Consider the following 13,391-nt stretch of genomic DNA (forward strand, 5'->3'; position numbering starts at 1 on the left):
CTTAAAAAGCCTTAAGGGTGATTCCTTCTTCGTTTAATTTCTGATAGAGGTACCTGGCAAACTCCAGTGCGTGCGGACCATCCCCGTGTATGCAAATGGTATCGGCATTTATGGGTACCGCTGTGCCTTGCAGTGATGTTACACTGCCCTCTTTTACCATGCGGAGCACTTGCTGCAGCGCTTTTTCCTGGTCTGTGATCAGGGCACCGGGTTGTTTACGGGAGGTTAGGGTACCATCGTTCTGGTAGGTGCGGTCTGCAAACACTTCGCTGGCAGTTTTCAGCCCAGCCTTTTTCCCTGCTTTAATCAAAGCACTGCCTGCCAGTCCGTAAAGCACCGCCTCCGGGCAAACCTTTTGCACAGCCTTTGCGATAGCCTGCGCCAGATCGGGACGTACGGCAGCCATGTTGTAGAGCGCGCCGTGGGGTTTTACGTGGTGTAGCCTGGTGCCCTCTGCCTTGGCAATGGCCGCAAAGGCACCTGTCTGGTAAAGCACCATCGCGTATACTTCCTCTGCCGTCACGGCCATTTCCCGTCTGCCAAAGCCCACCAGGTCCGGTAGGCCGGGGTGTGCGCCAACTGCTACCCCATGCTGCAGGGCAAGTTTTACAGTGCGTTGCATCACCAGCGGGTCGCCGGCATGGTAGCCGCAGGCAATGTTGGCAGAGGTGATGTAGGGAAGTATGGCTTCGTCGTTGCCCAGGGTATAGGTACCGAAGCTTTCACCCATGTCGCAGTTAAGGTCTATGGAGATTTGGTTCATGTGGTATTGAGTTTAAGGCTGAGTGCGCCTTTTAATTGCTCTAGTTCAGCCTCCTGTGCTAAATAAAGGGCCTGAGCCTCTTTTAAGCTGACTTCTTTAAATTGAATATTCTGCCCCGGCCGTACCTGTGCCAGTTTCGGCAGGTCTGCGGTAATGACCTGCGCAATGCGCGGATAACCGCCGGTTGTCTGCCTGTCGGCCATAAGTATGATGGGCATACCTTTTGGGGGCACCTGCACAGTACCAGCCGTAACCGCACCCGATAGCAGGTCTTTTGGCTCTTTCAGTTGCAATACCTGGCCCAGCAGCCTGTAACCCATCCTGTCGGACTGGGGTGTAACCTGAAACTTGGTTTTCCAGAGGCCTTCCTGGCTTACCTGGGTAAAAAGCTCATACTCCAGGCCGGGCATGGCGCGTACCACGGGCTCGCCTTCATACACCATGTACGCCTGCGGCTCCAGGGTCCAGTTGGGCTGGGCAAACCAGTCGCCGATCGCCTCTTCGGACAGGCGGGCAGCAAGTGCTTTGGCGGTTTCTGGTAAGTTATTAGCTGCACTTAGGGTGTCACCAGCCTGCAATGCCCTGCCCTTGTAACCACCGAAGCCTGCACGCAGGTAAGTGGAGGCACTGCCAAGTACAAGCGGAACATCAAAGCCACCCGCCACCGAAATATAACTTCTGCAGCCTGCACGAGCGTTTTTCAGGGTAAGTGTGCTTCCGGCTCTCACAAGCAATGGCCGCCACATGCGCACCGGCTGCTCATTTATACTTGCCCCCATGTCGGCACCGGTAAGGGCAATCAACTGATCTTTTTCAAAGTATAGAACTGGGCCCTGCAGGGTTGCTTCCAGGGTGGCGGCATTCTCGGGGTTACTCACCAGCAAATTAGCGATTCGCATAGCCATGCTGTCCATCGCACCGCTCACGATCACGCCTTCCTGCTGGTAACCATACCTGCCAAGGTCCTGCACGGTGGTCAGCAGGCCGGGTTTAATCACTTTAATGCTCATGCTGTTTAGCCTGCTTTTTAAATTCATCTTCCGATATGGGCACAAACCTGACCTTATCACCTGCCCTGAGCAAGCTGGGCTGCGCTCTGTCGGGGTTGAACAGCTCCAGTGGCGTTTGGCCAATAAGCTGCCAGCCACCCGGCGTTTCGATAGGGTAGATGCCTGTTTGCTGACCGGCTATGCCCACAGAACCTTTAGGTATGGTTTTTCGGGGTTCATGTCTGCGTGGTGTGGCTATTCGATCATTCAGTCCGCCCAAATACGGAAAGCCTGGTGCAAAGCCCATCATGTGCACCAGGTAGGTTGTGCCGCTGTGCAAGGCAATCACTTCTTCAGGCGAGAGGTTGTTATACCCTGCTACCTCTTCCAGATCAGGGCCATATTCACCGCCGTAGCAAACAGGTATCTCCACCAGCCTGCCACCGTTACGTTTATGTTTTTTAGTTTCAGAAAGCACCTGTTGCAGTTGTGCCACCATGGCATCGTAGGGGTCGGTTTTACCTTTATTGCTTGTTACCCATGGGTCGTAATAAACGGTAAGGGTGGTATAGGCCGGAACATAAGCCTGCATACCTGCCAGCGGGTGCTGTTCCAGGTAATGCGCCACTGCCTGTATCTTGGCATGTATCTCCTCCGAAACCTCCTCTCCAAACTGCAGCACAATGGCATTGTCGCTGAGTGGCAGCAGTTGAATGGGCACAAGTTCTTTGCGGTTCATAGAGATATGATACAGAGTACAGTCAAACTTCTGTTCAAGCTAAGTAAAAATTCGGGTTTAATGAAGAGATGTCAAAGAAGATATACCGGCTTAATTTAGCAGGCGCATTTCTTTTTTGATGTTTTCCCGTGCATGTTGTTCCAAACGCTCCCGAAAGTATGTCGTCTGGTAAATGTATGGCTTTGCCAGAAAGTTTGCCAAAACGTTTATCCTGCCAGAGCGATACACCGCGTCAGGGTACATGCCATATTCCAGGCGTATTGCCTTGCGGTAGGTATCGTAGGTGGCCCAGTCTGAGCCAAGTATGGCCAGATCGAGGTCCAGTAAAAGGTTTACTATCGGATTTTGATGCTGCTGATGAAGTTGTGTAGCCAGAATTATCTCTTCAATAGCTGCAATCTGTTGAGTGGGCAAACCCAATATATTTAAGGCTTGAGCCGCATGCGCAGCGCTTCGGGCCTCGTTGTCATTCCGGGTGGGCTCATACACGATGTCGTGGTAAAATATGGCAAAGGACAACAGCGTGTAAGTATGAGCTTCTGGTTTATATTTGCTGGCTAAGTCCAGCATGTAAGCCAGGTAATCCAAAGTATGGTAATGCCTGTCAGTAGCGGTATAAGCTTGTTCCAGTTCCTGCCAAAGGCTGTTAATCAGTGCTGTGTCCGAAGTATACTTCTTGCAGAGCGTTTCCCAGGTCTGTTTAAGTTCTCTGCTCATTTAATTGCCTTCCGGACGAAAACGCACCGTTATTTTTACCTGCTGCTCCACCGGCTCGCCGTTGTTGGTGGCGGGTTTCCAGGCCGGACCTTCTTTTACAAGGCGCAGTGCCTCGGCATCGCAGGCGGTGCAAAGGCTTTTCAGTACCTTTAGGTTGCGCAGTGCCCCATCTGAAGAAACAGTTGCTTGTATAACCACGCGTCCCTTTTGCATGGCGGAAGTATAACGAATATTTTCTTCGAGGTATTTTTTATACGATTGCCTTGTAGCCACAGGCTTTGCCGAAATTACCTCACGGGCCTGTGATGCTCTCGCACCATAACCTGTAACCACCACCTCGCTTAAAGAGCGTGTGTCTTCTTTCAGATTTACAGTTATTTCTTGTGTATTGGCGTCTACGGCTTTTTCCTCGCGCTGGTAGCCGATATAACTAAAGGCCAGGGTAGCTTTTTCCTGGGGCAAACTCAAGGTGAAGTTGCCTTTGGCATCTGTTACTGCCCCGTTGGTAGTGCCTTTAATGGTTACGGCTACTCCAGGCAATGGCTGCCCTTCCGGGGAAAGTACCTGTCCCTGAAGCTGCTTTTGGCTTAATGGAGCACTTCCTTTCATTTGCACACTTGCTACCGATCCGCTTAATGCCTTTGCCACAGTTGTGGTTTCGGGTACCAGTAAGGTTCTTGCCTTGGCCACTTCGGGCCTGAGCGGAGCCGCTGCGGCGGGTGCACTGGCAATCACAGGCGCGTCAGCCAGCTGGATCGTAACATCTACCGGTTCTGTTTGTGGTGTCGCAGATATGGCAGCCTCTTCAGTGAGTTGGTTTACAGGAGGGGTCTTGCTTACACCCCCGCGAACAGCCGCTATCGTTTTGGGCCTCACCGTATAAGGTTTAAGCTCGGCTATACTTTCCATACTTTCTGCTGCCGCAGGTGCTGCCCCCGGCGTTATGGGTTCTTCGGAAGGAGGGGTTATTGTATCAGAAACGGCTATGCCACGATCATTTTTGCTGAGTTCAGTATAATTGTAATAAAACACAAGCAGGGTAGAGCACAGCACTAAAAGTATGGCAGCAGCTACGCGCCAGTCGGTAAGGTAAAGGGGGAGTGGTTTCCGCTTTTTCTTCTGTGCCCTGGCCGCAATACGCTTATTTATGCGCTGTACAGTTGCAGCTGTTTTGGATGGTTCCGAAACAGCCATTCCCTCCAGCACATCCGAGCACAGCTCACAATCCAGCAGGTGCCGCTCCAACTGGTGCTGCACCGCAGGCGGCAAGGCATCCTCCTGGTACTGCCTGAGCTGTTCCAGCGACGGGTGGTCGTCGGGTTGCCAAAGTATGGAGTGTTTATCTTGACGCATGGTGTTTTTCCAGGTAAAGTTTCAGGTTGCGCTTTCCATTCTGGATATAGCTTTTCACCTTGTTTAAATCACAGCCGGTAAGTGTGCTGATCTCTTTATAGCTTTTTTGCTGCAAGTAAAACAGTTCGATGCACTGCCGCTGTTCCGGGGGCAAGGCCAGCAAAGCCTGCTGCAGCGCCTCTTCAGACTTCTCAAGCTGTTCTGCCTCTGTTAGATGCATTGGCTGTGGCGTTTCCATAATCAAAGCACCGGAATCCTGCAGGCTTATTTTTCTGATCTTTTTCCCGGCACGCAGCTGCATCAGGCAAAAGTTGCGTGTGGTGCTGTGTAACCAGCTTTTAAAGTTATTCACTTCATGCTTAAGCAAAGCCTCGGCCACATGCTCAAAAAGCTGCATGGTGGCATCTTTGCTTTCATCCTCATCTTTCAGGTACTTCAGGCAAACGAGGTACACCATTTCGGAGTGGCGCTGGTACAGTTCGCCCAAATGATCCAGATGGCCTGTTTGCTGGTACAGGCGCAGCAATTCCTCGTCGCCGGGAGGCGGCTTTCCGTTGGAAAAGAGCTTGAGGAAAAATGGCAGCATTTAAGTTTGAGTTAGCAAGTATAAAAATCTAGTGGCAATCTCAGTTATCAGATAAATTAAAGAAAAAATATCCGAAGTTTTTATGGAATGTGTTTGAAAGCTGCATCCAAGGGGTAAACCAAAACACATTAAGCCATGAAAAAACTTATCTACCTGCTTTTGTCTCTGCTGTTTGTAGGGATGCAGGCAAACGCCCAGGGCCACATGATTTCCGGAACCGTTACTGACGCCACCAGCGGGCAGGCGTTGCCGGGTGTTACTGTGCAGCTAAAAGGAACCCTGTCCGGTACCAGCACCGACCAGCTTGGCAAGTATAGCATAAGTGTGCCCGATGATAAAAGTATACTTGTGTTCCGATACATCGGCTATGTCGAGCAGCAGGTTAAAGTTGGTAAAAAGCAGCAGCTGGATATCACCTTAGCCCCATCTACGCATTCCCTTACCGAAGTGGTAGTGACGGGGTATGGGACAAGAGGCCGGGTGGCTGGTGTAAATATAACCGGCAGACAGGCAAAGCAACAGATGAGCATGGCACCAACCATGGCCCACGAAGTTGTTATCCCGCCCACTGTTCACAACACCGAGAATTATTCTTACATCCAGGAGAGTACTTTTCTGGATCCAAGGCAAAACCCACTTTCTACTTTCTCCATTGATGTAGACAATGCCTCCTATAGTAATGTGCGCCGGTTCTTAAATCAGGGCCAAAGACCACCCGTGGATGCGGTCCGGATAGAGGAGATGGTAAACTACTTTAGCTACGACTATCCGCAGCCATCCGGCGATATCCCTTTTTCGGTTACCACAGAACTGTCGGAGTGCCCCTGGAACAAGGAGAACCAGTTGTTGCACATAGGTCTGCAGGGCAAAAACATCCCAACCGATAAGCTGCCTGCGGCCAACCTGGTTTTCCTGATAGATGTATCGGGTTCAATGGCATCGCCTGACAAGCTGCCTTTGGTTAAGGCTGGCTTTAAATTGCTGGTAGACCAGTTGCGACCACAAGACAGGGTGGCTATAGTGGTATATGCCGGGGCGGCCGGTTTGGTCTTGCCATCAACCCCCGGAAAAAACAAGTCGGATATTATGCGGGCTATCGAAAAGCTGGAAGCGGGAGGTTCTACGGCTGGGGGGGCTGGCATTGCACTTGCCTATAGAGTGGCTCAGGAGAATTTTGTGAAGGAAGGAAACAACCGGGTTATACTTGCCACAGACGGAGACTTTAATGTGGGGGTTAGCAGCGACAGCGAATTACAGCGGATGATAGAGGAGAAGCGTGAATCAGGTGTGTTTCTGACCGTGCTTGGCTTTGGAACCGGCAACCTGAAAGATTCCCGAATGGAGCAACTGGCAGATAAAGGCAACGGCAACTATGCCTACGTTGACAGTATACTGGAGGCTAAAAAGGTGTTTGTGAATGAGTTTGGCGGAACCCTGTTTACCATAGCCAAGGACGTTAAACTACAACTGGAGTTTAACCCGGCAAAAGTGAAAGCGTACAGGCTGATAGGCTATGAAAACCGAGCCCTGGCTGATGAAGACTTTAATGATGACAAAAAAGATGCAGGCGACCTGGGTTCCGGCCATACGGTAACAGCACTTTATGAGATAGTGCCCGTAGGGGCTGTGGCCAAAACCGGCACCGTGGATGAACTGAAATACCAGAAATCAGAGCTAAACCAAAAGGCGACCAACACCAACGAACTGCTAACGCTTAAACTGCGCTACAAAGACCCACAAGGCAACGAAAGCAAACTGATCACGAGTACTGTTACCAACCAATCCACCGCAGCCTCAAAGACCTCCGACAATTTCAGGTTCTCGGCTGCTGTGGCTGCCTGCGGCATGTTACTTCGAGACTCAAAGTATAAAGGCAACGCCTCTTACCCAATGGTGCTGGAATTGGCCGAAGGTGCCAGGGGGAAGGATGCAGAAGGTTACCGGATAGAGTTTATTAGGCTGGTAAAGTCTATGAACCTGTTGAGTGACAGAAGATAAAACTGATTTGAGGAGCCGGGAGCATACTTTTTGGGATAGGGAGTTGCCTGCAGTCATTAGCTGGCTAAGTACCACCATCTGGAAAAATTGTTCCCGGCATCCAACACGCTGCTTTATACTTTTGAAGTATAATCTGCATTAGTTCTGCTTTTATACTTCAGCTACCATATGGCTTATACTTTAAGCTTATTCTGGTGCTGCAAGTGTAAGCTCTGCCATTATAGGGAAGTGGTCCGAGCCGAATTTTGGCAGCTTTTGCAGATCAACCACACGAAAATCTTCAGATACGAAAATATGATCCAGGGGCCAGCGCATGATAAAGGATTTCGCATCAAACGAATTGTAAAGGCCTCTGCCAACGCGTATGTCGTTCAGCCTGCTTTCTGTGCCGAAAAGGCGCGATGTCCGGGACCAGGCCACATCGTTAAAGTCACCGGCCACGATCACTGGCAACTCGCGTTCTGTAACCATCTGCCCGACCTTTATCAGTTCCAGTTCTTTTTCGCCAACATTGTCGGGGTGCTCGCTGGGCTTGGGTGGTACGGGATGCACCGCGCGCAGCATAAACTCTCTTCCGTTTGGCAATGTTACCTTGCTATGGATCGAGGGCACATCTTTATGTTTTAAATGCATGACTTTGGTGTTCTCCAGCGGGTATTTAGAGAACAGCAACATGCCATATGTATTGTCCAGTGGCCGCAGCACATGGTGCGGGTATTTGCTTTGCAGCGAAGAAAGCTGCTCTTTCCACCAGGCATTCGTTTCCATGGCAATAATGATATCGGGGTCGGCTTCGTTCACTACATCCAGAAATGCCTGTGCTTTGTCATTTTTCATCCAAACGTTGGCCACCATCAGTTTAATAGAGCTTTCAGTTGCCATATCCTTTGCTGCAGAGGCAACTTCTTTTTTGGCCAAAAAAGTATACGGAACAATGTACGTCAGTTGGATGATCACTGATATAACCAGGCCTGAAACGAAAAGTATGGAGGGGTACTTCCAGTTGCGCTTCACAAACAGGAACAGGCCAAGGCAAATCAATAGTCCGATAAGTGTCTGCATCCTGGGGAAATCCAGTACCTTCAGAAACCAGAATCTCACATCGTAAATCAGGGAGAGTAGCGTTACAAGTATAAGCAGTGTACCGGCAATTAAAGCGAAGTAGTAAATAAACTTTTTCATGTATATTTTTTACGGTGATAACTGCTTTAGGTGTTTAGTGCCATGTCCGATAAACTATTGCGGGTAGTCACTTTCTTTAAAGGGCTTTAGCTTATGATCTTAATATAGGCTGAGTTCTTTGTTCCTGTGTATGAGCGTGTTGCGTTGTTTTTTTGTGCTTGATTATCAACTATATATGTAGGTGTGCGTAAAGAGAAGAAATCAATGTTTTACTACAATGGCGACATTAAAAAAAGCATTTGCCTATACCACAATTGTACTGTTATTCGCTGGCCTTACTTCCTGCTCTACTATAACTGGAGGTAACAAATACTCTGACGATCCTGCCATCAGGGCGCAGCGAGAACAGGTTGAGAGCCTGAAACGCGATCTGAAAGAAGCGGAACGCTACTCCGAAGAAGCCAGGCAAAGAGAAAAAGCAGCCCGCGACAGGTTAAAAGCTGCCGAACATGAGTTAAAGGCGTTGGAAGAGCAAGCTAAAAGGAGAAGCGAATATTAAGTTTATACTTGATTCCAGTAGCCAAGTAACCTCCTAAGCACTACGATTTCGCCAATGTGGTAAGCATTGTGGGTAGCAACCAGCATGGCTTCGCGGAGTAAAGTTTGCCCGGTGCCGTGTGGTATGGGGGCATACAGATCATTTTTTTCATCTTTTACCAGCGCAATCATTTTATCAAGGTCTTTCCGGAATTGCTGCAGTGCAGTATCTAGTGCTTCCTGGTTTGCCGGAGCCGTTTCAGAAGGCCAATAATCGTCTGGCCAGTTAGGTTCTTTATAGTTCGGGTTGCGGCAAAAGTCCAGAATGTCGTGTTGTGTGAAACGGAGGTGCTCCAGCAGTTGCCAAATAGTATAGGGCAGCTCTGTAACCTGCCCCAATGCCTCTTCCATAGTGATGTCCTGAAGCAATTCGGTGTGGGGCCGATACACATTGCTGCCCCGCATCATTTCAATCAGTTGCTCACGTAATTTCTTTTTCTCGTCATCCATAAAAGGAGATACGATAATACCGGAAAAAGATGCTGCGCCCTGGATAGGGATTAGCTTTGGCACTTCCGTTTTAGGCAATCGAAATACAAACGGCTTGAGCAATTGAGTTAAACTAACTAACTAAGGCAGAAGCTACCAAAACAGCATGAAGCCTGGCTCATTTATTCATGTCAAAATCCTGGTTATAGAGAAGAAAGACAATTTTGTCGAAATTTTACAGCGGTAAAAATCAATATTTTATAAACACCGTACAATATATTAAGATAAAGAGGGGACAGATTTCGTGCACGGTTTCTACAATATTTATGAAGACACTTGAATTAGTAACTACCTGGGATAAGCAACATGTAAAACTCTGCTTTGATTCTGATAAAAGGCTTGTGGTTGCAGAATGGAAAGGAGCAATTCCGAGCAAGCAGTTAAGGGATGCTACTGTCCAGAGCTGCGATTTTGTGCTGGAACATGATGTGGAGTTGCTGCTAAATGATTATACTTTGCTGCTTATTCCCAACCTCGAAGACCAGGTATGGGTGGCCAACCACGCAGCCGAACTGCTGCAGCACAGCAAGATCAGGAAAATTGCTAACCTAATGGCTCAGGACCTCTTCCAACAAATACCGTTGGAGGGTGTAAATGACTCTTTCTCAAATGTGCCTCTGCACTGTGAGTCAAGAGACTTTTTATCTGCCTCCGAAGCATTGCAGTGGTTGTTATCCGAAGCTCAATAATTGGTTTTGCTTCAGAGGTCTTTAATTAAGCATCCGTTTTATACTTCTACTTTTTAAGTTCTGGCAAACCTAAAGAATCCGGGTTGTACCTTCTCAGTTTGTTGAGCATGTACCTGAAAACATGGTAATGTTCATCAGCTTTTTTATTGTCCGGCAGGCTTTGTCTAAAATCCAGCGTGTCCATAAAGCTGTCCGTGTCATGATAAAGCAGGTACCTATAAACTTTCAGCATAAACATATAAGCGGCTTTCTTACCTACACATATTCCAAACTCCTTTTTTATCGCTTTCGAAACGGCTTTTTTCAGATCCGGCATGTTTTTATACTTTAAGTCTATCATGTGCAAGGTGTTGACTTAAAGCTTTTTAAACAATGATATTTGTCACTTATTAGACAGGTATGTTACTGAATATAAATAGGGAAGCCTATAAAAAGAAAGCGCCGTGTAAACCACACGGCGCTTTCTTTTTATAGGCACGACTGAAGCACTTAGGCTTGCCTAACATTAACGGCGTTCAGGCCCTTTCTACCTTCCTTCAGTTCATAAGTTACTCTGTCGTTTTCCTTAATCTCATCCACTAAACCTGTTACATGGACAAAATACTCCTGGTTTGTTTCTTCGTCTTTAATAAAGCCAAAACCTTTTTCGGAGTTAAAAAATTTTACTGTTCCGTTGTTCATAAATTTTTGAATTGTAATGACAAGTATACACTAAATCTAGTCAATTTGTTCATTATATTTTACAAAAAAGATATGTTTTTAAAAATATATGCTTTAAAATGCTTTTTATAAGCTTTTTATAAAACCACCTGAATGACTCCTAAAACCTGATCGCAACGCTTGATTTACATCAACCGCATACTCCATAGGCCCTAAGGAACATGCATCTTAAAATGCAGTAAGTATACAAATTATCATATTTTGAAAACCGTACCTGCAAGTATAAATGAAATAGCCCCTGCGTTGCAGAGGCTAAATTTTTCATAGTTTTAGGTATAGGGTAGTAGAGCAATATTTTTATATAAAACGCTTTAAGCGGTATTATCAGGGTTTTAAAACTTACGGTGCAGAGGTATCAGCCTTTAGGTAAAGTTGAGTAAGGTGTGGCTTTGTTGTGGAGTTCCTGCTTACAGGCTTTGGCATGTTCAGTTTGTTCACAGTTAGATACACGCTTTACCGCCAGCATCGTAACTGAAAGCAAAACAAGCATCACTAAAGCCGCCATTACAGATTTCATAGTTTTGGTTTGCATAGGTCCAGAGGTTTGGTGTGATAATGCCTTTACAATATAAATGCCATAAGTGTAAAGTGTTGATATGTAGATACTTGTGATTAGATGCAAGATGGAAAACTGTTTGAAACCGGACAGTAAAACGACGAACTGTATGATATCGGACAGTTACGAAACCAAGTATGGCTACACATATTTTATAATTGTTACAGTTTACCGTACTTGATTGACGTATAGTCTTATGACGGAGCTATTTAGGAAAGACTTATGACGGAGCACTTTGTATATCGGGTATTACGACCACATAAACTCATCTTTACCATGTTTACAGAACCGGTGTCGTTTGACGTTTACAAGGAGGCGATGCTAACGGTTTATACTATCATTAAAGAAGAAGGGCTGGAAAACTGGGTGATGGATTCTACGAAGAGCACCTTTACTTTGCAGGAACAGAAATGGTCTGTTGAACACCTTGGGCTTTTGCTGCAGGATACTGGCCTGAAGAAGGTGGCCATGATTAGAGATAACGACCCTATGCTACAGATTGCCGCTGAGTCGATGCGAAATAAGATTTACAGGATCTTTGGCACCGAAAAAGAACTACAGCATTTTGGTACAACAAAAGAGGCGCTTGAATTTATACTTTCAGAGAGAGATGCGGAGGAGGCATTACGGAACATCGATGCCGTTACGCACTAATGCCCACATAAACCTGCAACACTGGTGTTTACTGCATCATTTAAGTAAAACAGGCGTTTGGCTACTCTTCCCGGCTAATCATTTTAAGAAGCATGTTTAGCAACAAATGGGACCTCAGATCAACGCTGAACATTTCCAGAAATCGTTTTATCATGGCAGGGTGATTTAACGGGTGGCTAAAAAATGGCCTCAAAATAAGAGGTATCTGGTTCATTAAATTTTACTAAAAATAATATAAATAATATTATATTCCAATACTCATTTCTGAGTATTTTTTGTATAAGTCTTACCGCATCTTCTTAAAAATTAATCCTTTAAGTCTTTTTAGAGCGATATAGTATAAAATAGCTGATCAAATGGTTCAGTTTACGCTGGGTACCTAACTTCTGGATACAACTAGTTAACTGCGATGCTACCCGAAAGGTCAGGCTGTTTTGCCGGCTGCCTCCCTCTGATAACCCTCACAATAAGCATGGTTCCTTCCAGAGCAATCAGAAGTAGGAGGAAGGGGGTAAGCAGGGTATGCAGGTTGGCAAAAGTAACCACTGCCATTGCCAAAAACGGGACTGCAAGCAGCACCAGATCCAGTACATGAAACACCCTGACCCGGAGGATGCTGATGGCAAAACAAATAAAGATTAAAAGTGCGAAGCTGTTTGTAAGTATGGTGCTATACCTGGCTGCAACCATAATTGCCAGACTAAAAGCAAGGCCCGCCCAGCTGTATGCATCCTGTCCCAACCTGTCGGTAAGTGTTGGCTTATAGCTGTGGGTTGTATTTGGCTTAAAAAGGAACATGAATTTCTGACGCTCCAGGAACAGCAGGATAATGTTAAGGGCTAAAAATATGGCGTTGATGTAAGGTGTTCCTGTCCAGTTCATCGATACAGTTACGGCGAGGATGGCCACATTCATAGGTACCAGCATAAGGGCTCCCAACACACTAAAACGCTGCGACATGAGCAGGGAACCGCAAACTACCTGGCTTACTGCAACTACCTGTGCAAACAGCCCAAGGCCATGCTTTGCCAGCGTCTCCTCTAACCAGGGCGGGCCTATCAACTGCCCGAACTGCCCCTGTGTGAGTTTGCACACGCCTGCAGAAAAGAAAATGTAACCCAAAAAGAGCCTGATGAGCACTATAAAAATGTCTTTGTTCTTTGCCATAGTTCTACTTCTAGAAAAGGAATACGTTATGCTACTTCAGCTGCCTTTTTGTGCAAATTGTGCTAGGTAACCTGCCATTTGGCTGTGGAGCACAGGCTAACTATAACCAATGTGAGCCAGCCATCAAATGGCTATACTTAGCAGCCAGTTTTTACACAGAGCGGCTATAGTTTTAAAGTAGCATAATCTATGGCTTTCGTAAAATAAATTATACGAACAGGTAAATTTCAACTACATAAAGCGCTGAAAAAT

At 46.8% G+C, this 13,391-nt stretch carries 16 protein-coding genes; 4 read left to right on the forward strand and 12 right to left on the reverse strand.

The features are described from left to right. Nucleotide 1: 1 nt before the first annotated feature. The 6 genes from AC4BAP_RS09440 to AC4BAP_RS09465 all read right to left on the reverse strand — a co-directional run bounded on the left by AC4BAP_RS09440 (nt 2) and on the right by AC4BAP_RS09465 (nt 5,147). Nucleotides 2-763, reverse strand: a complete 762-nt coding sequence (locus tag AC4BAP_RS09440; RefSeq protein ID WP_490582390.1) for a LamB/YcsF family protein — start codon at nt 761-763, stop codon at nt 2-4. Next, nucleotides 760-1,773 (reverse strand): 5-oxoprolinase subunit C family protein, encoded by a 1,014-nt coding sequence (locus tag AC4BAP_RS09445; RefSeq protein WP_490582391.1) that lies wholly within the window; start codon nt 1,771-1,773, stop codon nt 760-762. The genes AC4BAP_RS09440 and AC4BAP_RS09445 overlap by 4 nt, the downstream gene beginning before the upstream one ends. Next, nucleotides 1,763-2,491, reverse strand: coding sequence for a 5-oxoprolinase subunit PxpB (gene pxpB, locus AC4BAP_RS09450; protein ID WP_490582392.1), 729 nt, complete (start codon nt 2,489-2,491; stop codon nt 1,763-1,765). The genes AC4BAP_RS09445 and pxpB overlap by 11 nt, the downstream gene beginning before the upstream one ends. A 90-nt stretch (nt 2,492-2,581) precedes the next feature. Beyond that, complete coding sequence (locus AC4BAP_RS09455; RefSeq protein ID WP_490582393.1) at nt 2,582-3,208, reverse strand: HD domain-containing protein; 627 nt, start codon at nt 3,206-3,208, stop codon at nt 2,582-2,584. Further along, nucleotides 3,209-4,561 (reverse strand): energy transducer TonB, encoded by a 1,353-nt coding sequence (locus tag AC4BAP_RS09460; RefSeq protein WP_490582394.1) that lies wholly within the window; start codon nt 4,559-4,561, stop codon nt 3,209-3,211. Continuing rightward, nucleotides 4,548-5,147: an RNA polymerase sigma factor gene (locus tag AC4BAP_RS09465; RefSeq protein WP_490582395.1), complete on the reverse strand. Its 600-nt coding sequence runs from the start codon at nt 5,145-5,147 to the stop codon at nt 4,548-4,550. Before AC4BAP_RS09465 ends, AC4BAP_RS09460 begins: the two co-directional genes overlap by 14 nt. Nucleotides 5,148-5,282: 135 nt before the next feature. Between AC4BAP_RS09465 and AC4BAP_RS09470 the strand changes: the two genes are divergently transcribed. Further along, entirely contained in the window at nt 5,283-7,145 is a 1,863-nt protein-coding gene (locus AC4BAP_RS09470) for a vWA domain-containing protein (RefSeq protein ID WP_490582396.1), read from the forward strand. A gap of 186 nt (nt 7,146-7,331) precedes the next feature. Here the strand turns inward: AC4BAP_RS09470 and AC4BAP_RS09475 are convergent, their stop codons facing one another. After that, entirely contained in the window at nt 7,332-8,327 is a 996-nt protein-coding gene (locus AC4BAP_RS09475; RefSeq protein WP_490582397.1) for an endonuclease/exonuclease/phosphatase family protein, read from the reverse strand. Nucleotides 8,328-8,544: 217 nt separating this feature from the next. Here AC4BAP_RS09475 and AC4BAP_RS09480 point away from each other — a divergent pair, with 217 nt between their 5' ends. Continuing rightward, nucleotides 8,545-8,826 (forward strand): hypothetical protein, encoded by a 282-nt coding sequence (locus tag AC4BAP_RS09480; RefSeq protein ID WP_490582398.1) that lies wholly within the window; start codon nt 8,545-8,547, stop codon nt 8,824-8,826. A 2-nt stretch (nt 8,827-8,828) separates the two neighbouring features. Here the strand turns inward: AC4BAP_RS09480 and AC4BAP_RS09485 are convergent, their stop codons facing one another. Further along, complete coding sequence (locus AC4BAP_RS09485; protein WP_490582399.1) at nt 8,829-9,377, reverse strand: DinB family protein; 549 nt, start codon at nt 9,375-9,377, stop codon at nt 8,829-8,831. A gap of 242 nt (nt 9,378-9,619) precedes the next feature. On the opposite strand from AC4BAP_RS09485, the gene AC4BAP_RS09490 reads away from it, so the two are divergent. Continuing rightward, a complete protein-coding gene (locus tag AC4BAP_RS09490) occupies nt 9,620-10,042 on the forward strand; it encodes a hypothetical protein (RefSeq protein ID WP_490582400.1) in 423 nt (140 codons plus the stop codon). 46 nt (nt 10,043-10,088) lie between these two features. Here the strand turns inward: AC4BAP_RS09490 and AC4BAP_RS09495 are convergent, their stop codons facing one another. The 3 genes from AC4BAP_RS09495 to AC4BAP_RS09505 form a co-directional block, all read right to left on the reverse strand. After that, complete coding sequence (locus tag AC4BAP_RS09495; RefSeq protein ID WP_490582401.1) at nt 10,089-10,382, reverse strand: hypothetical protein; 294 nt, start codon at nt 10,380-10,382, stop codon at nt 10,089-10,091. 149 nt (nt 10,383-10,531) lie between these two features. Continuing rightward, nucleotides 10,532-10,723, reverse strand: a complete 192-nt coding sequence (locus tag AC4BAP_RS09500; RefSeq protein WP_490582402.1) for a cold-shock protein — start codon at nt 10,721-10,723, stop codon at nt 10,532-10,534. Between the two features lie 394 nt (nt 10,724-11,117). Then, a complete protein-coding gene (locus tag AC4BAP_RS09505; RefSeq protein ID WP_490582403.1) occupies nt 11,118-11,294 on the reverse strand; it encodes a hypothetical protein in 177 nt (58 codons plus the stop codon). 300 nt (nt 11,295-11,594) lie between these two features. Here AC4BAP_RS09505 and AC4BAP_RS09510 point away from each other — a divergent pair, with 300 nt between their 5' ends. Beyond that, the gene (locus AC4BAP_RS09510; protein ID WP_490582404.1) at nt 11,595-11,972 is read left to right on the forward strand and encodes a hypothetical protein; all 378 of its coding nucleotides are present in this window, start codon (nt 11,595-11,597) and stop codon (nt 11,970-11,972) included. A gap of 396 nt (nt 11,973-12,368) precedes the next feature. Here the strand turns inward: AC4BAP_RS09510 and AC4BAP_RS09515 are convergent, their stop codons facing one another. After that, the gene (locus tag AC4BAP_RS09515) at nt 12,369-13,139 is read right to left on the reverse strand and encodes a DoxX family membrane protein (protein ID WP_490582405.1); all 771 of its coding nucleotides are present in this window, start codon (nt 13,137-13,139) and stop codon (nt 12,369-12,371) included. Nucleotides 13,140-13,391 lie beyond the last annotated feature (252 nt).

The sequence above is a fragment of the Pontibacter sp. GD7 genome, assembly GCF_058216375.1.

Coding starts and splice junctions, on each gene's coding strand:
- AC4BAP_RS09480 (WP_490582398.1), top strand. CDS start 8,545: ATGGCGACATTAAAAAAAGCATTTGCCTATACCACAATTGTACTGTTA.
- pxpB (WP_490582392.1), bottom strand. CDS start 2,491: ATGAACCGCAAAGAACTTGTGCCCATTCAACTGCTGCCACTCAGCGAC.
- AC4BAP_RS09465 (WP_490582395.1), bottom strand. CDS start 5,147: ATGCTGCCATTTTTCCTCAAGCTCTTTTCCAACGGAAAGCCGCCTCCC.
- AC4BAP_RS09445 (WP_490582391.1), bottom strand. CDS start 1,773: ATGAGCATTAAAGTGATTAAACCCGGCCTGCTGACCACCGTGCAGGAC.
- AC4BAP_RS09510 (WP_490582404.1), top strand. CDS start 11,595: ATGTTTACAGAACCGGTGTCGTTTGACGTTTACAAGGAGGCGATGCTA.
- AC4BAP_RS09475 (WP_490582397.1), bottom strand. CDS start 8,327: ATGAAAAAGTTTATTTACTACTTCGCTTTAATTGCCGGTACACTGCTT.
- AC4BAP_RS09460 (WP_490582394.1), bottom strand. CDS start 4,561: ATGCGTCAAGATAAACACTCCATACTTTGGCAACCCGACGACCACCCG.
- AC4BAP_RS09505 (WP_490582403.1), bottom strand. CDS start 11,294: ATGCAAACCAAAACTATGAAATCTGTAATGGCGGCTTTAGTGATGCTT.
- AC4BAP_RS09455 (WP_490582393.1), bottom strand. CDS start 3,208: ATGAGCAGAGAACTTAAACAGACCTGGGAAACGCTCTGCAAGAAGTAT.
- AC4BAP_RS09495 (WP_490582401.1), bottom strand. CDS start 10,382: ATGATAGACTTAAAGTATAAAAACATGCCGGATCTGAAAAAAGCCGTT.
- AC4BAP_RS09500 (WP_490582402.1), bottom strand. CDS start 10,723: ATGAACAACGGAACAGTAAAATTTTTTAACTCCGAAAAAGGTTTTGGC.
- AC4BAP_RS09515 (WP_490582405.1), bottom strand. CDS start 13,139: ATGGCAAAGAACAAAGACATTTTTATAGTGCTCATCAGGCTCTTTTTG.
- AC4BAP_RS09470 (WP_490582396.1), top strand. CDS start 5,283: ATGAAAAAACTTATCTACCTGCTTTTGTCTCTGCTGTTTGTAGGGATG.
- AC4BAP_RS09440 (WP_490582390.1), bottom strand. CDS start 763: ATGAACCAAATCTCCATAGACCTTAACTGCGACATGGGTGAAAGCTTC.
- AC4BAP_RS09490 (WP_490582400.1), top strand. CDS start 9,620: ATGAAGACACTTGAATTAGTAACTACCTGGGATAAGCAACATGTAAAA.